The 24,539-nt window shown below is 59.8% G+C and carries 21 protein-coding genes and 3 pseudogenes; 16 read left to right on the forward strand and 8 right to left on the reverse strand.

Annotated features, from left to right (window positions below; genetic code table 11):
• The first annotated feature begins 3 nt into the window (after nucleotides 1-3).
• Nucleotides 4-2,241 (forward strand): ABC transporter permease, encoded by a 2,238-nt coding sequence (locus tag NKG99_RS29065; RefSeq protein ID WP_352872569.1) that lies wholly within the window; start codon nucleotides 4-6, stop codon nucleotides 2,239-2,241.
• Nucleotides 2,241-3,317 (forward strand): ABC transporter ATP-binding protein, encoded by a 1,077-nt coding sequence (locus NKG99_RS29070; protein WP_352872570.1) that lies wholly within the window; start codon nucleotides 2,241-2,243, stop codon nucleotides 3,315-3,317. The genes NKG99_RS29065 and NKG99_RS29070 overlap by 1 nt, the downstream gene beginning before the upstream one ends.
• Here the strand turns inward: NKG99_RS29070 and NKG99_RS29075 are convergent.
• Nucleotides 3,307-4,101, reverse strand: a complete 795-nt coding sequence (locus NKG99_RS29075; protein WP_352872571.1) for an inositol monophosphatase family protein — start codon at nucleotides 4,099-4,101, stop codon at nucleotides 3,307-3,309. The two genes, NKG99_RS29070 and NKG99_RS29075, sit on opposite strands and share 11 nt — an antisense overlap.
• A 303-nt stretch (nucleotides 4,102-4,404) precedes the next feature.
• A complete protein-coding gene (locus NKG99_RS29080; protein WP_352872573.1) occupies nucleotides 4,405-4,584 on the reverse strand; it encodes a hypothetical protein in 180 nt (59 codons plus the stop codon).
• A gap of 612 nt (nucleotides 4,585-5,196) precedes the next feature.
• On the opposite strand from NKG99_RS29080, the gene NKG99_RS29085 reads away from it, so the two are divergent.
• The gene (locus tag NKG99_RS29085) at nucleotides 5,197-5,721 is read left to right on the forward strand and encodes a hypothetical protein (RefSeq protein ID WP_352872575.1); all 525 of its coding nucleotides are present in this window, start codon (nucleotides 5,197-5,199) and stop codon (nucleotides 5,719-5,721) included.
• A gap of 115 nt (nucleotides 5,722-5,836) precedes the next feature.
• Here NKG99_RS29085 and NKG99_RS36045 read toward each other — a convergent pair whose 3' ends face one another.
• From NKG99_RS36045 to NKG99_RS29100, 4 genes are all read right to left on the reverse strand, one after another.
• Complete coding sequence (locus tag NKG99_RS36045) at nucleotides 5,837-6,004, reverse strand: sunset domain-containing protein (RefSeq protein WP_502911050.1); 168 nt, start codon at nucleotides 6,002-6,004, stop codon at nucleotides 5,837-5,839.
• Nucleotides 6,005-6,276: 272 nt separating this feature from the next.
• Nucleotides 6,277-6,708, reverse strand: coding sequence for a Ros/MucR family transcriptional regulator (locus tag NKG99_RS29090; protein WP_352872577.1), 432 nt, complete (start codon nucleotides 6,706-6,708; stop codon nucleotides 6,277-6,279).
• 174 nt (nucleotides 6,709-6,882) lie between these two features.
• Complete coding sequence (locus NKG99_RS29095) at nucleotides 6,883-7,332, reverse strand: PAS domain S-box protein (RefSeq protein ID WP_352872580.1); 450 nt, start codon at nucleotides 7,330-7,332, stop codon at nucleotides 6,883-6,885.
• 486 nt (nucleotides 7,333-7,818) lie between these two features.
• Nucleotides 7,819-8,853, reverse strand: coding sequence for a LacI family DNA-binding transcriptional regulator (locus NKG99_RS29100; protein ID WP_352872582.1), 1,035 nt, complete (start codon nucleotides 8,851-8,853; stop codon nucleotides 7,819-7,821).
• A 191-nt stretch (nucleotides 8,854-9,044) separates the two neighbouring features.
• Between NKG99_RS29100 and NKG99_RS29105 the strand changes: the two genes are divergently transcribed.
• The 12 genes and pseudogenes from NKG99_RS29105 (at nucleotide 9,045) to NKG99_RS29160 (ending at nucleotide 21,874) form a co-directional block, all read left to right on the forward strand.
• Nucleotides 9,045-10,139 (forward strand): sterol desaturase family protein, encoded by a 1,095-nt coding sequence (locus tag NKG99_RS29105; protein WP_352872584.1) that lies wholly within the window; start codon nucleotides 9,045-9,047, stop codon nucleotides 10,137-10,139.
• 62 nt (nucleotides 10,140-10,201) lie between these two features.
• Complete coding sequence (locus NKG99_RS29110) at nucleotides 10,202-11,146, forward strand: sugar ABC transporter substrate-binding protein (RefSeq protein ID WP_352872599.1); 945 nt, start codon at nucleotides 10,202-10,204, stop codon at nucleotides 11,144-11,146.
• Between the two features lie 98 nt (nucleotides 11,147-11,244).
• A complete protein-coding gene (locus NKG99_RS29115; protein WP_352872586.1) occupies nucleotides 11,245-12,297 on the forward strand; it encodes an ABC transporter permease in 1,053 nt (350 codons plus the stop codon).
• Nucleotides 12,297-13,316 (forward strand): ABC transporter permease, encoded by a 1,020-nt coding sequence (locus NKG99_RS29120; protein ID WP_352872600.1) that lies wholly within the window; start codon nucleotides 12,297-12,299, stop codon nucleotides 13,314-13,316. Before NKG99_RS29115 ends, NKG99_RS29120 begins: the two co-directional genes overlap by 1 nt.
• 122 nt (nucleotides 13,317-13,438) lie before the next feature.
• Entirely contained in the window at nucleotides 13,439-14,284 is an 846-nt protein-coding gene (locus NKG99_RS29125; RefSeq protein WP_352872588.1) for an ATP-binding cassette domain-containing protein, read from the forward strand.
• Nucleotides 14,285-14,369: 85 nt separating this feature from the next.
• Nucleotides 14,370-15,374 (forward strand): Gfo/Idh/MocA family oxidoreductase, encoded by a 1,005-nt coding sequence (locus tag NKG99_RS29130; protein ID WP_352872589.1) that lies wholly within the window; start codon nucleotides 14,370-14,372, stop codon nucleotides 15,372-15,374.
• Nucleotides 15,371-16,330 carry a sugar phosphate isomerase/epimerase family protein gene (locus NKG99_RS29135; RefSeq protein ID WP_352872590.1) on the forward strand — a complete coding sequence of 320 codons (960 nt, stop codon included), beginning with the start codon at nucleotides 15,371-15,373 and terminating at the stop codon, nucleotides 16,328-16,330. Before NKG99_RS29130 ends, NKG99_RS29135 begins: the two co-directional genes overlap by 4 nt.
• A gap of 11 nt (nucleotides 16,331-16,341) precedes the next feature.
• Nucleotides 16,342-16,650, forward strand: a complete 309-nt coding sequence (locus NKG99_RS29140) for a MocE family 2Fe-2S type ferredoxin (RefSeq protein ID WP_192180180.1) — start codon at nucleotides 16,342-16,344, stop codon at nucleotides 16,648-16,650.
• A gap of 6 nt (nucleotides 16,651-16,656) precedes the next feature.
• A pseudogene (locus NKG99_RS29145) lies at nucleotides 16,657-17,438 on the forward strand (TIM barrel protein).
• 136 nt (nucleotides 17,439-17,574) lie between these two features.
• Nucleotides 17,575-18,399, forward strand: coding sequence for a 3-methyl-2-oxobutanoate hydroxymethyltransferase (locus NKG99_RS29150; protein WP_352872591.1), 825 nt, complete (start codon nucleotides 17,575-17,577; stop codon nucleotides 18,397-18,399).
• A 582-nt stretch (nucleotides 18,400-18,981) separates the two neighbouring features.
• Nucleotides 18,982-19,742: pseudogene (locus NKG99_RS29155) on the forward strand (DDE-type integrase/transposase/recombinase); the annotation flags it as partial.
• 1,832 nt (nucleotides 19,743-21,574) lie between these two features.
• A complete protein-coding gene (locus tag NKG99_RS29160; protein ID WP_352872592.1) occupies nucleotides 21,575-21,874 on the forward strand; it encodes a DUF1236 domain-containing protein in 300 nt (99 codons plus the stop codon).
• A 34-nt stretch (nucleotides 21,875-21,908) separates the two neighbouring features.
• Here NKG99_RS29160 and NKG99_RS29165 read toward each other — a convergent pair whose 3' ends face one another.
• Nucleotides 21,909-22,151: a helix-turn-helix domain-containing protein gene (locus tag NKG99_RS29165; RefSeq protein ID WP_352872594.1), complete on the reverse strand. Its 243-nt coding sequence runs from the start codon at nucleotides 22,149-22,151 to the stop codon at nucleotides 21,909-21,911.
• Nucleotides 22,039-22,572, reverse strand: a pseudogene (locus tag NKG99_RS29170) (Dyp-type peroxidase); the annotation flags it as partial. The gene NKG99_RS29165 and the pseudogene NKG99_RS29170, both read right to left, overlap by 113 nt.
• A gap of 824 nt (nucleotides 22,573-23,396) precedes the next feature.
• On the opposite strand from NKG99_RS29170, the gene NKG99_RS29175 reads away from it, so the two are divergent.
• On the forward strand, nucleotides 23,397-24,539 hold a 1,143-nt coding region (locus NKG99_RS29175), incomplete at its 3' end, for an Ig-like domain-containing protein (protein ID WP_352872596.1).

Genomic DNA, 24,539 nt, shown 5'->3' on the forward strand with positions numbered 1-24,539 from the left:
TGGATGGCGATCGGATGGGTGGGGTTTGCCTTGCTGCCCTGGTACGGCATCGAGGACGGGTTCTTCGGCCTTTCCTGGCTGTTAGACGGCTACCCGTTCGAAAGCAAATTCGCACCGGCGCTGGTTCTGGCCCTCAAGGGCGGGAAACTGTGGTTGGCGCCGCTCGGCTTCCTGCTGGCGGCGCCGCTGCTTCTGTGGGGTCGCAACAAATCCGATCCGTTTTTCGGCCGGCTGCTCGTCATTGTCGGCGCTACTGGATTTGGCTGGCTTCTGTTCCAGGGCTTCGCCATCGGATTGCACGGCTGGCAGTTCAGCTGGCTGACCAGCCTGTTCGGCGATCTTGGCGACCGCCAGTTCGGCATGGGTTACGGCGCCCTGCTGGTCAGTGGCGCCTTTCTGTTCCTGTTCACCCTGGGTATTGCCGCACGCGGTGCCGTCGGCGGCGACGTATTCGTCGTCAGCTCAATCGGCTTTGTCGTCGCGGTGGTTTCCGTCTTCATCTTCATGCCGATCCTGATGATGCTGGCCAACGCCATGCAGACCGACGACGGAGGCTATTCGCTTGTCGCGTTCCTGGCCAAATTGTTCAGTTCGCGCCTCTGGAGCCTGGCTTGTCTGGCCGGCGGCAGCCGCTGCGGCGTTGCCTGGAACTCGCTGCTGCTCGCTGTACTCGTCGGTCTGCTGACCATGTTTCTGGGGCTGGTGTTCGCGCTTGTCGTGACACGCACGGGTTTCCGCCACGGCAAGCTGCTGCGTGCGCTGACCGTGTTGCCGATCATCACGCCGGCCTTTGTCATCGGCCTTGCCATCATCCTGTTGTTCGGACTGTCGGGCGCAGTGACACAGAGCGTCGCCGGCGTCTTCGGCATCCAGCCAACACGCTGGGTATACGGACTTCCCGGCCTGCTCATCGCCCAGGTTCTCGCCTTCACCCCGATCGCCTTCCTGGTTCTGATCGGCGTTGTCGAAGGCGTCAGCCCGTCCATGGAAGAAGCCTCGCAGACGCTGCGCGCCAGCCGCTGGCAGACCTTTTGGACCGTATCCTTGCCGCTGATGAGGCCAGGCCTCGCCAACGCCTTTCTGCTCGGCTTCATCGAAAGCATGGCCGACTTCGGCAATCCGCTGGTGCTGAGCGGCAATTACGATGTCCTGTCGACGGAAATCTTCTTCGCCATTGTCGGCGCGCAGAACGATGCGGCACTTGCGGCGATCTTGGCACTGGTGCTGCTAGGCTTCACGCTTGGCGCCTTTTATGCGCAACGCTTCTGGATCGGCAGGCGCTCCTATACCACTGTCACCGGCAAGGGCGACGCCGGCGTCCATCCACGCTTGCCGGAGGGGCTGACACACGCGCTATATATCATCGCTGGGATATGGACGGCGTTCACCGTGCTGGTCTACGCGGTGATCTTCTATGGCAGCTTCGTCAAGCTGTGGGGCGTCGATCAGAGCCTCACATTGCAGAACTACAAGAAGGCATTCTCCATCGGCTGGAATGAATTCGGCATCCATTGGTCGGGCTCGGCATGGAGTTCGTTCTGGACGACGATGGAAATAGCACTGATATCGGCGCCGCTGACCGCAGGGATAGGACTTCTGACCGCCTACCTTCTCGTTCGCCAGAACTTCCGTGGCAAGAATGCCTTCGAATTCGCGACGATGCTGTCGTTCGCGATTCCGGGAACCGTCATCGGTGTCAGCTACATCATTGCCTTCAACGTACCGCCGATCGAACTGACCGGAACCGGCATCATCCTCGTGCTGTCGTTCATTTTCCGCAACATGCCGGTAGGCGTGCGGGCCGGCGTCGCCTCCATGTCACAGATCGACCGCAGCCTGGACGAATCCTCGCTCACACTTGGCGCCAACTCCTGGCAGACCTTCAGACGCGTCATCCTGCCATTGCTGAGATCGGCAATGCTGGCGGCGCTTGTCTATTCCTTCGTGCGTGCGATGACCGCAATCAGCGCCGTCATCTTCCTGGTCAGTGCGCGCTACGATCTTTCGACCAGCTACATCGTCGGACGTGTCGAGAACAATGAGTACGGCATCGCTATCGCCTATTCGACGGTACTGATCGTCGTCATGCTGGTGGTCATCGGCCTGATGCAGCTGGTCGTCGGCAGCCGCAATATCGGCCGGCGCGGCATCCAGGGGGGCGACGGCGGCTGGAGCGTACGCACCAATGTCAGCCTGCCCGCAACGCCAGGCGGCCAGACGACAATAGCAGGAGCCGGGTGATGGCCGAAATTCGCGGCAATGCAGCCTCGGTGACTTTCGAGCATGTCACCAAGACTTATCCAGGTGCCAGTACGCCGGCGGTGAACGACATCTCACTTGCAATCGAAGCCGGAAAGCTGGTGACACTTCTCGGACCTTCCGGCTGCGGCAAGACGACGACGCTGCGCATGATAGCCGGCCTGGAAATGCCGTCCAGCGGCCGTATCCTGATCGGCGGCGACGACGTGACTCGGCTGCCGGCCACCGACCGCGACGTATCCATGGTGTTCCAGTCCTATGCGTTGTTCCCGCACATGACGGTGATGGAAAACGTCTCCTACGGTTTGCGCTTCTCCGGCCATGGCAAGAAGGAGGCCGCGTCCCGCGCCCGCGCCGGGCTGGAGTTGGTCGGCCTGACCGGTTTCGAGGCGCGCCTGCCCAGCGAACTGTCGGGTGGTCAGCAGCAGCGCGTGGCGGTGGCGCGCGCGCTGGTGCTCGAACCGCAAGTGCTGCTGTTCGACGAGCCTCTCTCCAACCTCGACGCCAAACTGCGCCGGCACGTGCGCGAGGAAATCAGGGAGATCCAGATAAAGCTCGGGCTGACCGTGGTCTATGTCACGCACGACCAGGAAGAGGCGCTGGCGGTTTCGGACCGCATCATCGTCATGAACAAGGCAGTGGTCGCACAGGACGGCACGCCACGCGAACTCTACGATGCGCCAGCCGACGCTTTCGTTGCCGACTTCATCGGTGAAGCTAATATACTGCATTGCGAGGTGGTCTCAGTGCAAGGGGACGAAGCGGCCGTTCGGCTAGGTTCGCTTACCTTGAAACTGCCGGCGCGTGGGCACCGGGCCGGCCCGGCGAAGCTGGCCGTCCGTCCAAGTCGCATCGAGATCGGTCCTGCCGGCGCGCCGCAGACGATCGCAGGTACGGTCGTAAAGGTCACCTATGCCGGCAGCCATCTCGAACTGGTCATTGCCACGGCGCTTGGCGACGTGTTCGTGTTGTCGCGCAACGTCGATGAGCCGTTTCAGGCGGGCCACAGTGTCGGCATCGGCTTTCCGGAGCGCGGCCCGGTTCTGATCAAAGCTTGAAGGGTTCGACGCAGAGGTCGCGAATCTGGGCGAACACACCGTTGCCGGCGCAGATCACCAGCGTGCCTTTCTCCAGAACGGTCCTCGGGTCCGGCTTGACGATTGTGCCGCCGGCTTCCTCCACCAAAAGCATGCCGGCCAGGCAATCCCAAGCGTTCATGTGCTCCTCGACATAGCCCAGCAACCTGCCGGCAGCGACATAGGCGAGCATGAGCGCACCCGAAGCGTTGCGGAAAAACACGCCGCCTTCGGCAACCAGAGAGCGGATGAGCGTAACGATATTTTGCATCTCGGCGCGGTTGGAGAAGCCGATGCCGACCGAACCTTCGGTCAGGCTGGTGACGGCACTTGTCCTGATCGGCTTGCCGTTGAGAAACGCACCACCGCCCTTGCGGCAATGGAAGGTCTCGCCGGTGGAGGGCTCGTGGATGACGCCGACCACGGTATCACCATCCTTGGCGCAGGCGATGACCACGCACCAAGCCGGAATGCCGCGCACGAAATTCGCAGTGCCGTCGATCGGGTCGATCACCCAGACATGCCCGGTCGATCCGGCGACCGAGGCATGTTCCTCGCCGACAATGCCGTCGTCCGGATAGGCAGCTTTCATCGCCGCGCGGATGAACAGCTCGACCTCTCGGTCGGCCTGCGAAACCATATCCTGATGGCCCTTGCTCTCAATGGTAAGGCTGTCGAGATCGCGGAAATATTTCAGGCCGAACTCACCGGCGCGTCGCGCGAGATCGATGGCGAAATGTTCACGCGCTTTGTTATCGGATGTCATGGGTCCTTCAGAATATGAACGCGGGCTGGAAACGGGCTGGGTGGAGAAACGTAGCGGTAGAGATGACAGGGTGCAAATGATGAGCTCTGCACCTGCGCGAAATCGTCGTCGTTTGTACGGTCAAGATGTGCGCTACTGCGTGGAGGGCTCGCCTGATTGTCTTGCTCGCCGGTCAGCCCTGACTATCCCGCATGAGCTGACCGACCACGACCAGCGCGCCATCCAGGTATGCCTCAGTGATGGAAGCCGTTGCGCCGAAGGTGGGCAAGCGCGGTCCTTTACAAAAAGCAGGTAGCTAAGCGGTTACCTGCCCGTCACGGCGTCCTTGTGGACAATCCAGCGCTTCGGTGCCTGCGCTTCCCGGATGATCTTGGCGGCCTCGTCTCTAGTGATGCCAACCTTGCGGGCATAGTAGGCTGCCTCCGCTTCAAGCCCGCCCTCTAACGGCGCATCAATCGCCTGCTTTGCCTTCTTCTTCCCCATGAGGCGAATCATACCACATCTCGATGCTTAGCTGAACGGTCGCTTCTGAGGTGTCTAAAATTTCAAACCGAGACACTAGCGCCATCCACCAATCCTTGACGAGATAGGCGCCGATCTTGCCGGCAAACGAATCGACCAGACCTAGCCAAGGTCCAGGCGCTCGGGCATCGCCGCCGCTAGCGCCCCACGACCCATCTCCAGTAGGTTGATCGTCTGCAATCTTCCTTGCAGAGCCAGAAGACGACATCCGCTTCCGGTCCAAAGTTGTCTTCGGGCAGCAGCCAGTGGGTGAGTTCCCAGAGGAAGCCTGATGGACCATGACACCCTCGAAAAATTGAATTTGGAAGAGTGCTGGAAAAATCTGACAGGGTTGGGAAAACAGGATCTGACACGCGGGACCGCGTCGGTTCGCCCCAGCAATCGACGCTTTTGCTGGTTGTTGCCGCGCTTCCGGGCACGTTCTCATACTGGCAGTGCCGCTCGCTGAAATTGCCAAACCGGCAGGTCGCTGGTTTTCTTTTGCACTCACTCCGGGAGTTACTGTGATCGAGGTTGACTGTGACGTGGAAGCGAATCCTTGGAGGGCTCGACTCGGTCAACCGGCTTCAGTTCATGCTGGACGATGGTATCTTCCAGCCGAGTTGTTCTGGCGTATTCCACAACGTCTGGCCGACGTCGGACGCGACCTGGCATCAGCAGGATGAACTCCTGGAACTGCTGCAGTTCCATCAGCCGATGGAGGATTTCCTGGAAGGCCAGGATCGCGTGTTCTACGATCAGCTACCCGATGTCATTCAGATCTATCGTGGGTGTAGCAGGGATCGCCTGCACGGCCTGTCTTGGACGACCGACCGACGGATTGCCGAATCCTTCGCAAGGGGCCATCGCGGCGTCCCGGTGCCAGAGCCGGTCGTGGCGCGAGTGAGCATCCCCAAATCAGCGGTCCTGGCAATCTCAATCGAACGAGGTGAAAGCGAGTGCTTGTCGATCCGGATAGCATTTCGGCCAACGCGATGGAATTGGCGTGACGACACGTCCGGATCGGCTCCGCAGCGAAACGCCATTGCACTCAATCTTGTTGTCGCCACTCGTCACTCGTTTCAGGCGAAGGCACGCTCTCCGATCCTTCCGGCGTGATCTGGATGCGCCCGGCCGGTTCTCTGGATTCACGGAGTGAAGACGGGCCGGGAGAGCCATGAGGGCTATTCGCGGCTATCAAGGGCAATGAACAGGTCCAAGGCGGTCGCCACCATCACACCTTGGCTTTCCGCCAACCGGCCCACCATGCTTGCCACTGCGAGCAGAACCAGCGCTCGCCTCGGGCCGGATTCACGCGCGTTGCCGAATAATATGCTTGGCCGGCGATGTGATAGATGCGCTCGCCGCGCTCGTTAATGTTCCCCTTGATGTCGCAGCCCATATTCCGCGCCGCGACATAGCTCGGTGAAGTGCCGGACGAATGGACCCGCGGGAGCTAGCGCTGATCGCCGCAAGCAACGGACGTAAACCCAAGTAGTACAAGAACCATTACGAGGTGACTGGCGCGATGCGAGTGCCACCATGGCCTTCGTCGTCCTGTCCATTTGAGATGAACTGCTTTGCCCATCGCCCTCTCCCAGGAGGGAGAATGCGTCCGTTAGGAGCGGAAGTCTAGAAGTTACAGATACCGAGGGACGCCTAAGCTTTTCGCCTTTACGCTTTCCTCAGCGGCGTTTTCGCAGCTGCCTTGCGGCCAAGGCCCATGGATTTTGCGAGCGCTGATCGCTGGGCCGCGTAGCTCGGCGCCACCACAGGATAGTCTTTCGCAAGACCCCACTTAGCTCTGTACTGGTCCGGTGTCATGCCCAGCAAACCTAGGTGGCGTTTCATAGATTTGAACTTGCGCCCATCCTCGAGGCTTACGATGTAGTCGGGAAACACCGACTTATTCGGATTTACCGCTGGAGTCAGCACTGGTGGCGGTGGGGCGACGGGCTCTATTAACCCTGACAGAGCAGAATTGACGCTGAGGATCAAATCCGAGAGACCCGACACCGGAGTCGCGTTGTTCTGAACATAGGCGGCGACAATGTCTGCGGTCAGCCCCAACAGATCGATGCCCGACTGCTCGCTTGCGTCGTCCATAGTTCGGTCTCCTTGTTGACTATCTCGCTCCTACGCGGGAAGTTCAGTGAGCGCAATCACTGCACTGTTAACACCAACTATCCGTGCTGGTGTTAACAATGAGCCTCGGCGCCATCGCATGACCAACGGTGTGCTGAAAAGGGGCGTGACGCAGGCCTGCCGGCGCTCATGGTTTCACCGCTTTCGCTCTCCATGCGTATGCCATACGAGCCTCGACGACGTTCGGAACAGTTCGGTCGTTGTTTCCGCTAGCCGTGGTTCGATCGGTATGCCTTGCTCACTGCTCAAGCGCTTCGATTTCGCGAGGACGCGCTGGAGCAGCGACACGAGTGTGTTCGCATGGCAGTCTGCTCTGTGCGACGCCCGAGCAACGAGCGGGACGCCACCCGCAAGATAGGCCGCAAGCCCGTCTGCGTGCGCCTTGCGCAGATGCGGCGGGACGATGAGCTCCGAGATCTGTCTGCCGACCGCTTCAGCGCGCGAATAGCCGGAGGTCTCCTCGGCCGCCGGGTTGAATTCCACAACCAATCCGGCTTCGTCCGTGACGATCACGCAGTCGAGCGATGAGCGAACCACCGAAGCGAGGATCGCCTCTTGGACGTTTCTGGCGTCGTCTTCTTGCAAGAGCGGGCACTCCGCGCGCGCCGCCGCCCAACCGCACCGAAATCGCCCGCTCTTCAACCGCCACACCGCATCATGCGCCGCCTCGGCCGGCCGCGCGCGCCCGTCAACCTGAGCAGTCCCACCTGTCAGGCGCATCAGTGCACCCACCGCGGACCAAGCGAAACCGTCAAATCCCCATAGCGCCGAAACCGAGCCTCCATCCCGCGGGTTCTTTCCCTGGAGGCTTTCGGACGCCGGCCCGTCGCCAAGCCAACACGTTGGCCGGAAGCGGACTTGTGGCTTGGGACTGTGAGAAGCGCACGTTCAGGCGCCCCCATGCATCGACGCGATCTGTGTAGGGTTACGGATGCCGGCCAACCCCCATAGGCTGCCGAGCAGCAAAGCGCAGCATGTCGGTCGTTGAGGTCGGCTTGTGAGTGAACTGAAAGCGGACATTCTGAAGGGTCGTAGAACGCCCGAAGGGGCGACCCCTAGCTGACATTTGCCTCAGATATTTTCCGGCGTGACTATTTCGAAAGGAATTGACCGCTGAAGGGTGGCGAACGGTGCTTGTGGTCCAATGACATCAATCATGGTTTGGACAAGAAGGGCCGAGGTTGCGTCGAGCGGATGACAGAGAGCTGCAGTGATCAACCCTTCAGACAGTCCCTTTCGGGTTTCGGGTCCAATATCACGGCAAACCAGCTTGATCCCCGAGCGCTTTTCGAGAGTTGCCTCCCTTAGCGCACGGAGGACGCCGGTTATTCCGCCGCCGACGATCAGAATGCCAACAAGGTCGTCAGTCGCCTTCAGCAACTCGGCCACCATGCGGTACGCCTCACTCGATTCCTCATGGGTCGGACGACTTTCCTCCACTGTTAGCCGCGGAGCATGCTCGCGCAAATAGGACCGGAAGCTGGCGTCTGCGACGTCCTGGCATTGATAGCGGTGGTTCCCTATGAACACCGCAATGCGACCAGGGCCATGTGTGGTCTGGGTGATCAGGAAGGCTGCGGTGCGCCCCAGCTTCCAGTTGTCGGTGCCTACATACGCCGCCCGTTCCGGCGCTGATTGGTCGGTAATGTAAGAGATGACGGGTTTCCCGATCTCCTTCAGAGAACGGATGGCCTGGCCAATGATCGGATGATCTGCGGCGACCACAGCGACAGCGTCGCACGACTCGCCGAGCGCGACGAGGCGGCTCGAGATAGTCTCCGGTGTCAGCAGATCCACAAAGTCGATAACCGGCTCGATCACCTCGTCCCGGCGATCGCGACAGGCGGCAACGATTTTCTTGCCGAACAGCTGGTAGAGATCGCGAGTGGACTGCTGGAGTAGGAAACCCAACCGATAATGCGGCGATATCTGACGGGCTCGGTTATCAATCGCGCCGATGCCGTAGAACCCTATTTCTTCAGCCGCGCTTTGAACGCGCTGGATGGTTTTCGGACGTACGGAAACCGAGCCGCTCAGAATTCTGTTTACGGTCGCTGTGGATACGCCTGCGGCAGTAGCGAGATCGCGAATTGTCGGCCGAGTCATGAACCTCACCTTCGTTTGTATCATGATGATTGAGCCGAAATGATACAAATGTCATTTTGATATTATTTTCGACTAATACAAATATCAACCCTCCGATATGAAATGTGCCAGCTAGGGTGTGATCTGGTGATGGCTCTCGGCGGCTAGACCCACACGCTCAAGACTGATCCGGGCACGGAGGTGCTGTTACGATGGATGACCTTCAGTATGGGACACGCGACAAGCGCGGCAATTGGGCGCCGCACCGCCGCGCCGAACCGGCGCCGTTGTGGCATCGTCCGTTCAATGCAAGAAAGGTCATCGCCTGGCTCCCTGATTTTTTTTGGCCGTGGAATGCTTTCCACATCGCCACATCGCTCCTCTGGGTGAATTTTCTCATCCCGAACTGGCAGAGCCTGGCAAGCTTGTCGCTGCTCAACTATTTTTGGCTTTACGGTCTGAACGCCGCCGGCATTTTCCTGTTTTATGGCTTCTTCGAGCTGCGCTTCTACGTTCATCGTCGGCAGGGCACGCGCTTCAAATACAATGCCAAATTTCCGTCTGATGTGCCGTCCGACGTTTTCTGGTTCCAGCGCCAGAACCTAGACAATTTCCTCCGGTCCTTCTTTGTCACCATTCCGCTGTGGACGGTGGTCGAAATCGTGATGCTGTGGGTCTACGCCAACAGCTGGGCGGTCTGGCTGCCCTGGACGACCAATTGGCTCTACTTGTCTTTCCTGGTGTTGCTCGCGCCGTTTGTTCACGAGGTTTATTTCTTTCTGCTGCACCGCGCGATCCACTGGCCACCTGTCTATAAGTGGGTCCATTCGGTTCACCACAATTCGATCAACCCCAGCCCATGGTCGTCTCTTTCCATGCACCCAGTGGAAGGCTTCCTGTATCACGCCGAGGCGTGGCTGCACCTGCTGATCCCATCCAACCCGGTCTGCGCCTATTTCACGCTGCACGGCGCCGGCTTTGGCGCGGTCAACGGTCATCTTGGCTTCGAAACATTCGAACTGACCGACAAGATGAATCTCGATAGCCATTCTTATGTGCACTACCTGCACCACACGTACTTCGAGGTGAACTACGGCGGAGACGGTCTCGTGCCGCTCGATAAGCTGTTCGGTACCTGGCACGACGGCAGCAAGGAGGCCGACGACGCGATGAAGGCGCGCTTCCTCAAAAAGAAAGAGAAGCTACGCGCCAAGCAGCAAGCCCGTGGCGCAGGCTCGGGTATGCCGGCGGAGAGACGGAAAGGCATCAGCGCCTATGAGGAGCGGGCGCGGGGCAGCAGAACTTAATTTGAACACCTGCAGGGCGGGTGAAACCTGGGAGGACTACTGTGAAGCTTTTAAAGACACTCATATCGGCAACGGTTCTGACTGCGTTCAGCACCGGCGCGACGCTCGCCGCCAACATCTTCGTGATCGGCGGCAAGCCGGACGATCCGTTTTGGTCGATCGTCAAGCGGGGTGCCGAAGACGCCGGCAAGGTGGTCGAGGCCCAGGGCGGCAAGGTCACCTGGCTCGGTCCCCAGAACTATGACAATCTGGGTGTGGACGCTGCCGAGCTGATCCGGCAGGCAATCGACCAGAAAGCCGATGCCATTGTCGGTCCGGACTGGGTGCCAGAAGCAATGGATCCTGCGTTCAAGGCCGTCAAGGGTGCCGGCATTCCGCTGGTCATCTACAATGCCGGCGGGTTGAAGGCGGCCGATCGCCTCGGCGCGCTGAACTACGTCGGCTCTGACGACTACAGGGGTGGCGTCGCGGGCGGCGAGTACCTGGCCAAAGCCGGCAGCAAGAAAGGCGTCTGCATTAACACCCTCCCGGGTGCAGCCAATATCGAAGCTTATTGTGGTGGCTTCAAAGAGGGGATGAAGAATGGCGGCGGCGAGGCCGACGTGTTGCCCTTGCCCGCCACGTCGTTCGGTTCAGCTACAGCTGTTGCGCAGGCTGTGAAGGCTTATTTGCTGCAGCACTCGGACGTGACCGCCGTGTTCACCATCGGTAATATTGACGCCAACTCCGCCATGAACGGCCTCACCCAGGCTGGAAAAAGCGATAAGGTTCGTCTCTGCGGCATCAACTTCGACGAGACCATCCTGAACAACATCAAGGACGGGAAACAGGCCTGCGCGATTGATCAGCAAGGCTACCTGCAGGGCTACCTCGCCGTGGCGATCCTGAACGGCAATGTAAACTACGGCCTCACCGTGCCCACTCGTGAGATCCTGACCGGACCCGGCATCATCGACAAGGCTTCCGTGGATGCTACCATCGCTGGTGTGAAAGCCGGGACGCGATAGCCCTTTGTTCAGTGCCGCCCTCGCATGGAGCGGGGGCGGCCATTCCATCTCCCTGCGGCGGCCTGATCGTGGCTGGCCGCCCGCTCGCGGATTACCCAATGGCACATCCCGTGACTTCCACATCGATCCAGGCGGGGGACCCCACGCGGTCCGGACTCGCCCTCGGCCGGCTGGCGCGTCGACCAGAGTCGGGCTCGTTCCTCGGCCTGGTCGCGGTTCTGCTTTTCTTTGGCCTGTTCGGCGGAAGCGGCTTCCTGTCGGCAGCCGGCACGGCCAGCTGGTTGAACATCGCGTCCGAGATTGGGATCATCGCAATGCCGATAGGGTTGCTGATGATCGCCGGGGAACTCGACATCTCGGTCGGCGCCGTGATCCCCGCAGCGTCGCTTACCGCTGCCATCATCTCGGGTCACTATGGGCTGCCCGACTGGCTTGGCATAACGGCCGCGCTTGGCCTCGGCCTCGCTGTCGGCCTCCTCAACGGGCTCTTCGTGACGAGAACGACCATCCCGTCACTCATAATCACAATCGGCACCATGTTCCTCACGATGGGCCTGACGCTAGGTCTCACCGTCAAGATCGCTGGCAGCACCGGCGTCTCGCTTGTGCCGGGCCCGCTTACCAAGGCAATCTTCGGCGACTATCTCGGCGGCATGTTCCAGGTCACGATCCTGTGGTGGGTGCTGTTCGTGATTGGCCTGTTCTGGCTGTTGCACATCTCCCCCCTGGGCAACTGGATCTATGCCCTCGGTGGCGACAAGGAAAGTGCGCGCAACGTTGGCATTCCGACCAAGCGGCTGACCATCGGTCTGTTCATGCTATCCGGCTTCAGTGCCGCTTTCGTCGGGGTCAGCGAGGTGATGGTCTACCAGAGTGCGCAGGTTCTGGCTGGTCAGTCCTTCATCTTCAATTCCATCATGTGTGTGGTCATCGGGGGCGTTCTGCTCACGGGTGGCTTCGGCTCGATCGTTGGCATCGTGTTTGGCACGATTACTTTCTCGATCGTGAACCAGGGCATCTACTTCACCAGCCTGGATCCCAACATCGGCAGCATCATAATCGGCGCGCTTCTTTTGATCGCGGTGCTGACAAACGACACCTTCCGGCAATTGGCACTCAGCTATTCGCCGAAGAAGGGGCCGCAGTCATGATGGACGCAATCAAATCGGTGCTGCGTCGTCCCGAAGCCGGCTCGATCCTCAGTCTTATCGGTGTGGTGCTGTTCTTCGTTCTATTCGGCGGCGCCAACCTGGACACGCTCGTTGGCGCGGCGAGTTGGGTCAATTTCGCGGCCAATCTCGGTATTGTCGCCATTCCCGTTGGGCTGCTGATGATCTCAGGCGAACTCGACATCTCCATCGGCGCTTTGATCCCAGCCGGTTCCATGACAACCGCCATACTCACCGGTTACTACGGACTGCCCATAGGGGTAGGGATAGCTGGGGCGCTGGCAATCGGCGTGGCGGTAGGCCTGGTCAACGGTCTGCTGACGATCCGCACCTCCGTGCCCTCGCTCATCATTACTCTGGCCACGCTGGTCGCTATGCAGGGGGTTGTGCTCAGTGCTTCGGTGCTCCTAACCGGCAACGCCAGCGTTGCCCTAACGGCGCCGGACTGGGCGAAATTCCTGTTCGGACAGTTGATCGGTGGTAGCCACCAGGTCATCATCGTCTGGTGGATCGCATTCGCCGCTGTCACAGGCTTCGTTCTGCACAAGACCCGTTACGGAAACTGGCTGTTTGCAATGGGCGGCGACCGCGTCAGCGCCCGCAACGCCGGCATTCCGACAGACCGCGTGACCATTGCGCTGTTTGTGTTGTCCGCAGTCAGCGCCACCTTCGTCGGGATCTGTCAGGCGGTCCTGTTCAATTCCGCCCAGGTCTCCGGCGGCATGAGCTTCATCTTCAATGCCATCGTCTCCGTGGTGGTGGGCGGTGTGCTGCTTACCGGCGGTTTCGGTTCGGTTATTGGTATCTTCGTCGGCACCGTCACCTTCGCCATCGTCAGCCAGGGCATCTACTTCACCCAGATTGACCGGAACTGGTCGAACCTGATCATCGGCGTGATGCTTCTGGTGGCGGTGATGATGAACCAGTCCTTCCGCGACCTGGCTCTGTATTTCAGGCCGCGGCGCGAGCGAAGCGTGCCGCGGGAGCCAGCAAACCCATGAAAAATGATCTGCTACAGCAGCCAAGCAATGGGCTCGCATCGATCAACGAGCATCGACCTTCAATTTCCTCGCCTATCAACAGTGTCAGGCCAGCCGGATCGCAGATGGGAGATGAGCCCGCCATGAACGATAAACCTGCCATTCTCGAACTGAGAAACATCAACAAGTCCTTCGGACCAATCGACGTCCTGCATGACATTTCGCTGACGGTGCGCGCCGGCGAAGTGCTTTGTCTGCTCGGTGACAACGGCGCCGGCAAGTCGACCCTCATCAAAACGCTCGCCGGAGTCCACAAACCCACCAGCGGCCAGATACTGATGGACGGTCAGCCGGTTACCTTCTCTGGACCTCGGGAGGCCCAGGCACAAGGAATCGCCACAGTGCACCAGTTCGGCGGCACCTTCCCGCTGATGAGCATCGGGCGGTCCTTCTTTGTCGGCGTAGAGCCGACCAAAGGCTGGGGACCGTTCAAGGTGTACGACCGCAAGCGCGCCAACGAGATCGCGGTGAAAGCGGTACGCGACTTCGGAATCACACGCATCGATGATGGTGACCGCCTGGTTGGGGGGCTGTCCGGCGGCGAGCGCCAGTCGCTCGCCATTGCTCGTGCTGTGTATTTTGGAGCGCGCTTGCTGATCCTGGACGAGCCGACCGCGGCGCTCGGCGTCAAGCAGGCTTCGCATGTGCTGCGTATCGTCAATGAGGCGAAGAGGCGCGGCCTGGCCGTCGTCTTCATTACCCACCAGGTCATGCACGCAATGGCCGTCGGCGATCATTTCGCGGTGCTGATCCGCGGTGCCATCGCCGCGGATTTCCACAAGGGCGACAAGTCACGCGAGGAGATCACAGATCTGATGGCTGGCGGCGAGACCATGGCCGACCTCGAAGCCCAGGTCGAGGGTTACATGGAAACGCATGAGGGGCATCCGCCGTCCCTCCAGGTGGTGGGGGGCCCAGCCGCTCAGTAGACGCTTCCCTGGAGGCCCAGCAAGTCGGCTGCGCATCACGGCGCGCCGCTGCCCGTAAATTCGAAACACAAAGAATAGGACTGAGATGACAATCCGCATTGCGGTGATCGGCGCCGGCTTGATGGGCGCGGACCATGCCAAGATAGTTGCCGAGGAGCTTCCCGGCGCAAAGCTCCAATTGGTCTGCGACATGGATGAGCAGCGCGCTCGTCTGGTCGCCGATGAAAGTGGTGCCTTCGACATTGCCACCGACCCCAAGGGCGCCATCGCGCGACAAGACGTGGACGCCGTGATTATTGCGAGTCCCGATTTCACGCATGCGCCGCTTTCGATGGCCTGCATTGCCGCCGGCAAGCGCGTCCTATGCGAAAAACCGCTGTCACAAGCATCAGCTGACTGCATCGCGGTGATGGAAGCCGAACGGAAAGCGGGGGCGAAATTCGTCCAGCTCGGCTTCATGCGGCGTTACGACCGATCCTATCAGGAAATGAAGCAAGCGCTCGATAATGGTCATCTCGGCCGGGCGCTGATGATGCACAATTTTCACCGCAATGTTGAAACGCCTGCGGCCGACTTTACCGGCGCGATGGCTATCACCAATTCGGCCCCGCACGAATTCGATGTGGTGCGATATGTGCTCGGCACCGAATATGCTGCCATCTCTGCATTCCAGCCAAGCCGCTCGGACGCGCGTGTGGCACCTGTCGTCATGGTGTTGGAAACCGTCGACGGGCAGCTCGTCAATATCGAGATCAACAACAACGCCGCCTACGGCTATGACGTCCGCGCCGAACTGATCGGCGAGCGCGGAGCGGTGGCGACGAAGAACATTGCCTACACCCGCAGGGAGTCGGCGCTTGCCCAAAGCACAAGCTACGACGCCGACTGGCGGACCCGGTACTACGATGCCTATCGCCGCCAGAACCGCGACTTCCTTCGCTTTGTCATGACCGGTGAGTTCCCCGCGACCGCCTCGGATTGCTGGGACGGCTACTGCGCCGCCGTCGTTGCCGAGGCCGGCGTGGTAGCGCTGAAGGAAGCCCGTCGTACGCCTGTCCAGATGATTGCAAAGCCGGAGTTCTACGCGTGAAGCTGGGTTTCGTTTCAGACAGTCTCGGCAATCTGCCGTTCGAGGCGGTGCTTATTCATGCCCAGCGCATGGGGGTATCCGGCATCGAGGTGAACACCTGCGGCTGGTCGACCGCCCCGCATTTCCGGCTTTCGTCCATGCTGGGTAACAGGGAAGCGCAGAAGCGGATTGCTGCAGCTTTCGTGGAACGCGGCCTGGAGATCATAAGCCTCAACGCCAACGGCAATCCGCTGCACCCAACCGATCCGGCCCAAGGCCAAGGGTTGAAAGACACGATCCGCGTCGCCGGCGAGATGGGCATTCGCACCGTCTGCACCATGAGCGGTCTGCCGGCTGGCAGCGCTGGCGACAGCATGCCGAACTGGGTCGTCTCGTCCTGGCCGCCGGAAACGCAGACCATCCTTAAATATCAATGGGAAGAAAAGCTGATCCCGTTCTGGACCGAGATCGTGGCGCTGGCGAAGGAAAACGGCGTCGAGCGCATTGCGCTCGAGCTGCATGGCAATCAGTGCGTCTACAACGTGCCTTCGCTGCTGAAGCTGCGAGACGCGGTAGGACCTGTCGTGGGCGCCAATCTGGATCCCTCGCACCTGTTCTGGATGGGCGCTGACCCGCTCGTTGCCGCCGAAGCGCTGGGGGCGGCCATTTATCATGTCCATGCCAAGGACACGATGCTGAACCCGCCAGTCCAGGCAACGACCTCGCTGCTTGAGAATGGCAACCTGATGGATATTCCGGCCCGCTCGTGGAGCTACATCACTCTTGGGTTCGGCCATGGTGAGGAGTGGTGGCGGCAATTCTGTTATCGGCTCAAGATGGCTGGCTACGACGGCTGGCTTTCCATCGAGCACGAGGACGTACTTCTGAACTCGCTGGAGGGGCTCGAAAAATCCGTCGCGCTCCTCCAGAGCGTGATGCCGTCAGCTTCCGCAGACTTCAAACCGCAAGATATCTGAGGAGAGACTCAATGCCCTGGGTTGACGCTTGTGCCGCTGACGAAATCGAAGCCGAGGAAGCCAAGCGCTTCGAGAATGGCGGCCGTACCTTCGCGATCTTCCGCAACGACGCGGATGAATACTATTGTACAGACGGGCTGTGCACGCATGAGAAGATCCACCTGGCGGACGGTCTCGTCATGGGTAATACGGTTGAGTGCCCCAAGCACGCTTCCGTTTTCGACTTCACGACCGGCGAAGTAGAGACGCCCCCGGCTTGCGAGAACCTCAAGACTTACAAGACGAAGGTCGAGAACGGCCGCGTCATGGTCGAGGTTTGAGCCGTCATGAGCGAACCCCTCCAGTTGGCCGCCTGCGCCGAGATGCTTTGGCTTGATCGTCCGATGGCTTGGCGCGTCGCACGTCTGCATGAGATGGGTTTCGGCGTCGGATTGTGGAATTGGCCGGACCATGACCTCGCAGCGCTCGAGAAGTCGGGGGCGACTTTCACGATCATGAACGGCTACCTCGAAGGAAGGCTCGCCGACGACGAGGGCGCCGACATGCTCTTGAAGTCCGCCCTGGAGACCGCAAGAGTCGGAACGCGCCTCGGGATTGCCAGGCTCAACCTGCACGGCACCGGGCTCGGCGACGGCGGTATTCCTATTGTGAAGTCCGAAGTCGAGACCGGCCCCATGTGGCTGAAGGCGCGGGACACCTTGAACCGCATCTGCGACATGGCCGAGGCCGAAGATGTCGTCTTCACGCTTGAAAACCTGAACCTGCTTGACCACCCGGGCTGCCCCTTCGGCTCGACGGCAGCGGTGCTGGCATTGGTGTCATCGATCAATAGACACCCAACTGCGGATCAATCTCGACCTTTATCACACTCAGATCGGCGAGGGCGATATCGTGCGCTGGTGTCAGAAATGCCTGCCCTTCATCGGCGAGGTGCAGGTGGCCGACAATCCGGGTCGTTGCGAGCCGGGAACAGGCGAGATGAACTGGCCCTACATCGCGAGAGCTCTGTTCGACATGGGGTATCGCCGGGCCGGTGGGTCTGGAAGCCTTTGCCCAAAACGATCCGGAGGCAGCGCTGGTCGCTTTCCGGCGGGCTTTTACGGTGTGAGCCATGCGGGGATGCTCATTGGCGCGATGCGGGGCGGGCGTCATAATCAAGGGCGGCCCTGTCCGACCATGCTTTCCGATCGAGCGCTGCTCGCAGATTCCTTTCAAGTTCATCTGACCTGCAGTGGAGGCTAATTATGGCCATGTATCACAACCGTCCTCATGTCGAGGATATCCGAAAGATGAAGAGGAATGGACAGAAGATATCCATGCTCTTCGTCAGCACGCCCGACGAGGCAGCCGCCGCTGCCGCGGCAGGCATTCACATGCTCTCCATCGAGGGCCGATACTTTGACCAGGAAATGCGACAGGCAGCCGGCGACTGTTTCGTTCAGGTCGGTCTGCCTTACGGCGGCTGGGGCAGCTTTGCTGGCCGTCCGCTGGCTACGGCAGAGGACTATCTGCGTGCGGCTTTCCACTTTGCTGGCATTGGTGGCGACGCCTTCTACTGCTCCGCGTCCTACGACATCCAGAAGGCGCTCTGCGACAACCACCTCCCTGTCGTCGGGCATATCGGCCTGATCCCTTCGTACATCACCTGGACCGGTTGGCGCGCAGTTGGAAAGAGCGCGGAAGAAGCGATACGCCTCTGGCGGCACACCCAGAAACTCGAGGAGATCGGTGTCTTCGGGGCGGAACTGGAAGTCGTGCCCGACCGGGTGGCGAAATTCCTGACCGAAAACTCGTCGCTGGTCATGCTTGGCATGGGCGCCGGCGAGCATGCAGATGCGCAATACCTCTTCACAGAGGATGTCTGCGGCTATGGCAAGAACCATAAGCCGCGGCACGGAAAGGTTTACCGGAACCTCGGCCCTGAGCTGCAGAAGATCCAGGACGAGCGCGTGGCGGCTTTCAGGGAATACAAAGCCGACGTCGATTCCGGGCGGTACCCCGGTTACGAGCACACAGTTCCGATTGGGGACGCTGACTTCGATAGCTTCATGCAAGCAGCCAAAAGGTGATAACCATGCGTGCGGGGGGACCCGATCCCTCACGAGCGGGTGTCAGACAAGTCGTAGTCCGCAACACAAAGGCGCCAACGCTCGATGAAATCAAAACGCTGATTGCCAAGAGGGAACTCATCCTTTCGGCGAAGCTAGAAACTGTTGCCCGCGTGATGTTTGCAGAGCCGGATTACGTCGCCTTCGAGAATTCTGCCTGCATCGCTCGCAGGTGCAACGTGTCGACAACAACTTTATCTCGCCTCGCTCCGCGCCTTGGCTTCAGGTCTTTCAAAGAAATGCAGAACTGCTTCCGAAATCAGATCCTTGATCGAAGGGCCAAGCGCAAGCCGAGCGGATAACGCGGCACATCGATCACTGAGAGTCAGATCCGCGCCTCGAGCAAGCCCGCGGGCCAAAGTTCAGCGTTCTAGCCCGGTATTCCCAGAAGTTGACTTTCTGCTTACCGGCCCCATTTCAGTCATCCGCAGGCACCGTTCCTGAGAGCAACACATCGTTTCAGCGAGCAGCGATTGCCGCTCCGGCAGCGGGTTAATCAAAGGGTGTAGTGGCGCGAAATCGACGCTGCATTGTTGGGCAGGGAAGACCGTGCGCTCGACCGTACTGACGGCCGAGGAAGAGGCGATGGTCGTCGCCCTTTCGCAAGCATACGCTGTTGCCTCTGGATGATTGTCTCTATGCGCTGCAGGCGACGCACCTGACGCGGTCGTCCTTGCCCCATTGCTTTCAGCGCCACGGGGTCAGCCGCCTGCCCGAGGTCGCCGCCAAGCGGCCCTTCAAGTGTTACCCGATCGGCTACTTCCACATCGACATCGCCGAGGTCCGAACAGAGGAGGGCAAGCTCCACCTCTTCGGGGCGGTGGACCGGACCTCGAAGTTCGCCTTCGCTCGGCTAATGCAGAAGGCGACAACGTCACCGCCAGGACTTTCCTCGAGGAGTTGGTCGAAGCCGTCCCCAACAAGATCCACACCGTGCTTACCGACAATGGCATCCAGTTCGCCGACTGCCCAAGAACCGGGACGGCCCAACCGCAAGCTGGCGCGCGGCCATCCTTTCGATCGGGCATGCGGCGCTTATGGCATCGAGCACTGCGTCACCAAGCCTAACAACCCCTGGACCAACGGTCAGGTCGAATGGATGAACCGAACGCTGAAGGAGGCAACCGTCCGGCGATATCACTACGAGACCCACCGTCACCTCGAAAATCACCTGCCGCCTTTCTCGACGGCTACAACTTGGCCAGGCGGCGAGAGACCTTCGCGGTCTTACACCCTACGAAGCCATCTGTACGGCCTGGGCCAACCAGCCAAGCCGTTTCCGGCTTGACCCGGTCCACTGCTAGGCTTTCAGGCGATGGTCGACTGCATGTTGGAAGTAGGCTGGACGCGGAGCGAGACCTTGCGGGCGCTGAAGCGGCTCATTGCCGCCGACAATTGACCCAGAAAGAGAATGCCAGGACGGAAACGCACCTCGCAATTGCGCGGGCCCTGATGCGCGCCGGCCGTTCGGTCTAGGCAGATATTTGAAACAAATGGCCAGCGCGGTTGCCGGTGAAAGTATTGCCTAAAATCGCGCCGACCATTGCGGCTCTTTGAGGATTGGCGCCTGCGAGAGCTAGAGCCCGGCAATAGGCTGACAACCGCTGCTTGCGCCTTGGTTAAAAACGTACAGTCGAGTCCCGTTGAACCCTAGACCAATAGGGATATGAATCGTTACCGTCACCGACTGAGGTTGTGGGCAACGGTGATTGAGAGTTCGTCGTGCTCCCGCCCTTTGATGGGAGTTGGCATCATGGACCAGCCAGGTAATCAGGTATCTGCTTTTGACTGTGATATCCTGCGTAGCACCTTCGTAAAATCCGTCATCGAGCGAACATTCCCGAAGACCAATGGCGGACACAAGCCGCTCTTTTGATCCGCGACTTTACGGGCAGCAGCGTCATTGATCCCGAGTTGCTGGAGTGGATCGTGCGGAAGTAGCCGGCGCCAGCGGCTATTGCCTCCAAGGGCCGTGGCCCTCCCGTGCCTTATGATGAAGGGTAGCCACCACGCAAAAGCCCACGCCTCTGGCGGAGAACGCGCGCCGATCAGGTGTGCGTATCCCGATGTTCGGCAGAGATGGGTGAGCATCCCCTGCCGCAAGCGAGAAACTTTCAGAGATGCTAATGTTCATACCCTGCGATGGAAGGCCCGCCGCCCCATTTGCGAAACGACGGTTCCCTGCCCCGCCCCTGGGAACTAGCTCTGGTCGGCAGCCTCGAGAAGATGCCGTCGGGTCGAGCCCCAATCGCCAGAATCCACGGGGTAGACTACTAGAACCGAAACACGATCCCGGCCCGCCTGCGGTAGCACCGGACGCGCCGGCGACCATGTCGCCAGTAACTACGGCAGACCCTTCTCCAGCCCCGCCGGCGGTGGTGGCGGCGGCGATAGTGGCCGTAATCTGGGTCGTAATCTGGGTCGTAATCTGAATCTGGGTCGTAATAAGGGTCGTGGTAGCGCCGATGGTAGACCGGCTCCACTTCCGCCTGAGTACCTTCGTCATCGAAGGTCGGTGAGTCTGGCGCGTCGAGTTCATCGAGAATGCCGCTTTTGGCCCCTGGAACACCTGCCACTACGTCGATAGGCCGAACCGCGCTTGCAAAGGCCGCTGCCCCTGCAATGCCAAACATTGCTCTCAAGAAGGATCGCCGATCCATAGAAAGCCTCCCAGTGTTACACAACTCTAATGGTACCAACGCTTAAGGCGCGCGGCCGGAAAAGGCAGGCCTTGCGCCCGTTCCAAATTGAGGATTCGCTAACCGCGGTGCGGCCCGTGAACCCTATCAGCACAGGAAGGGACCTAGCTGCGCCCGATCTGCAAATATGGCAGCCAAGCACTATTCCGATCACGAAAAAGCTGACGGCGGTCGCGAAAAGCGGTGCGAGCAACCAGCGAGCCTGGCTAACCATTCTATCCATCTGATTTCTCCGAACTTTCCGGAGAAACAATAACCTTGGAAGCAAGCTGTTCCACACCACATCGTGGGTAGGACCATTGCGTTTTACGATCAGACTTAAGTCTTACCCTCTGCCCGACCGAAGCCTCAACCCGGAACGTTTGACGTTGCCCCAAGTTCGGTTTGGCGGTCGGCTTGGACGATGTCGTGGTCGCCGGCCGCAAGAGGAGAAAATCATGAGAATGCATCTTACGGGCGCCGTTGCGGCGTTGTCGCTCTTCGCTGGTGTCGGCGCGGTCGCTGCTCAGGACGTGATCATCACGCCTGAGCAGGATACGGTCATCCATGAGTATGTGAAGAAGCAGCCTTTGGCATCGGTGAAGGTTCCCGGCGTGGAACTCAATATCGGCACAGCGCTGCCCGAGACAGTCGAGCTGCATGAAGTGCCCGACGTCAAATACCGCTATGTCGTGATCGACAACCGGACAGTTCTGGTGGATCCGGGCACTCGCAAGATTATCAAGGTCTATGACTGACCAACCTTTCGGCTGAAGCCCGCCGTCCGTTCGATCACACGACCCCCCAGGCGCGAAACCTTCCCCTGCCCGTCATCTCGCGCAGGCCAAGCTCGCCGGCCAGATGACGAAGATGCCGAATGAGGTCCGCCCGACGGGCACGGGCCTGTGGTCGAGGTGACCACTTACTCCGTCGCAATATTTTGGAGGAATGTCGCCGACGGCGCGAAGAATAAAGCGCCGGTGATGGCGCGGCTAAAATCCAGCAATCGGTCGTAATTGCCTGGCGGTCGGCCAACGAACATGTTCTCCAGCATTTGCTCTATTCTAAGCGGCGATCGGGCGTAGCCTATGAAGTACGTGCCGAACTCACCCTTGCCGACGTCGCCGAAGGGCATGTTGTCGCGCACAATCTGCAACTGCTCTCCGTCCTCGATGATCGTGGTCAGCGCATTGTGCGCCGAGATCGGTTTCACGGCATCGTCGAGCTCGACATCGGAGAGTTTCTTTCTGCCGACAATTCCCTCCTGCTCCTCGATGGGGAGCGCGTTCCATGAGATACTTCTGCCGACGATCGCGGCCTTGACGGCGTCTTGATCCACCGGGTTTTCGGTCCCATCGACAAAACCGATCAGGTTGCGGTCATCGAAGTAATTGAAGCCGTGCACCTCATCCGCCACCGAGACCGCGCCATCGAGCCGCGACATGATCTGTGGCGCCGATCAACGGGATGTCATGTGCACGTTGCCGTGGCGCCGGTCGTCACGCACTCCAGGGAATCAACGCTACGAGCGCCGCGACTTGGTCCGGACGCCGCTTCCACCACACGTCCCTCGCACCCTATGCGGAAGTTCGCGACAGGCGCTGGCACACCCCGAAACACAAATCCCCATAGCTCACCGCGTGCGGCCCGCGGGTTCGTGCATGAGAGACTTTCGTACGCCTGACGGCACCCGCAACCCTTCAGCATCTCAGTCGTTCCGAGTATTTTGGCCTCCGTCCAAAAGCAGACACTATCCAGGGATAGCTGTAGGTCGACGTTGTGCCAGCGCATGTGTGCAGGGCGACTGCGGTGCGGTGTTCAGCCTATGAACTTATCCGCTCGGCTGCCACACCATATGGTTGACCGAAAGGCCATTGTCATGGCTGTGGCTCCTTTATTTTCAACTATTAACTGCTTTGCAAACTTCCCGTTGACGCTTCCGGTCTGCTAGAGTTAATAATCTCCTAATATAAGAATTACCTAAAACTCGTGATCGGCAACCAACGAGTTGAGACGATGCAATTGGGGTGGGGGAGACGCAGCGCGACGACCAATGTCGTCGCAGCCATCACCATCGAGCCACCACCTGCCTGCGAACGGCCAGTTTAAGCGGGCTGCTCGTAGCGTGGCGGCTTCTTGGGTGATGCGCTGACAATCCACCTCCGCCCCAATTGTGTGCGGATCGCGTAATGACTGCTTCGACAGGAGCAGTTGGTCTTTCAGGGCGGTTAATAAACAGATGTTGGGGCGTCTGTTCTTAAACAAACAAGGGGGTTGAAAATGGCTACTTCTCTTATCGGCGGGAGCGGGACCGACGTCATCGTCGCCGGAGGCGGCAATGACTATATTAATGGTGGGTCAGGCGCCGATACGCTCGATGGAGGCAGTGGTTTCGATACCGTCCTGGGCGGATCGGGAGCGGACACGCTTATCTATCGAGCCTGGGAAAATCAGTACAAGATTGACAGCCAAACAACCTTTTCCGGCTACGACGTCTACGACGGCGGGAACGGCAATGCTGCGAAAGGCACTGCCGAGGTCGATACGCTCGCTATCTATCTAAGCAATGATCAACTAGCCAATACGTCATTCATGGCGGCATTTACCGCCGAAATTGCTCAGTTTCGTGCCTTCATTGGTGCGAACTCGAACTCGAATACCGGCCAAGCCGGTCAAGCAGAATTCACATTCACCACGATCAACCTCAAGGTTTCCGCGATCGAGCAGGTTGTCGTTCTCGATAGCAACGGACATGTTCCTGTCTCCGTAAATATTGTCGACTCTTCCTTAAATGATGGTGACAACAACTCGGTCGTGATGTTCACCTTTATTGGCCCGGTGACAGGCTTCGATTCTGCCGATGTTACGACAACGAATGGCACGCTGACTGATTTTGTGAAGATCGATGCTTCTCATTATACGGCAAAGTTCACGGCCGCAGACGGTTTTGGTGGTCTTGGCTCTGTTTCGGTAACGGCCGGCGGTTACACCGACGCTGCCGGCAACGCTGGCGCTACGGGCTCCGATACAGTCGCCATCGACACGCTGCGGCCGACGGCAACCATCGTGGTGGCCGACGCCGCCCTGCAAGCCGGCGAGACCTCGCTGGTGACCATCACCTTCTCGGAAGCGGTGAGCGGCTTCGACAACGGCGACCTCTCGATCGCGAACGGCACGCTGTCGGCGGTGGCTTCGGGCGACGGCGGCGTCACCTGGACGGCGATCTTCACCCCGACCGCCAACATCCAGGACACGACCAACCTCATCACGCTGGCCAACGCCAGCGTCAGCGACGCGGCGGGCAACACCAACAGCGGCACCACCGATTCCAACAATTACGCCATCGACACGCTGCGGCCGACGGCAACCATCGTGGTGGCCGACGCCGCCCTGCAAGCCGGCGAGACCTCGCTGGTGACCATC

The sequence above is a fragment of the Mesorhizobium sp. M1409 genome (assembly GCF_040317535.1).
In the GTDB taxonomy this organism is placed as follows: Bacteria; Pseudomonadota; Alphaproteobacteria; order Rhizobiales; family Rhizobiaceae; genus Mesorhizobium.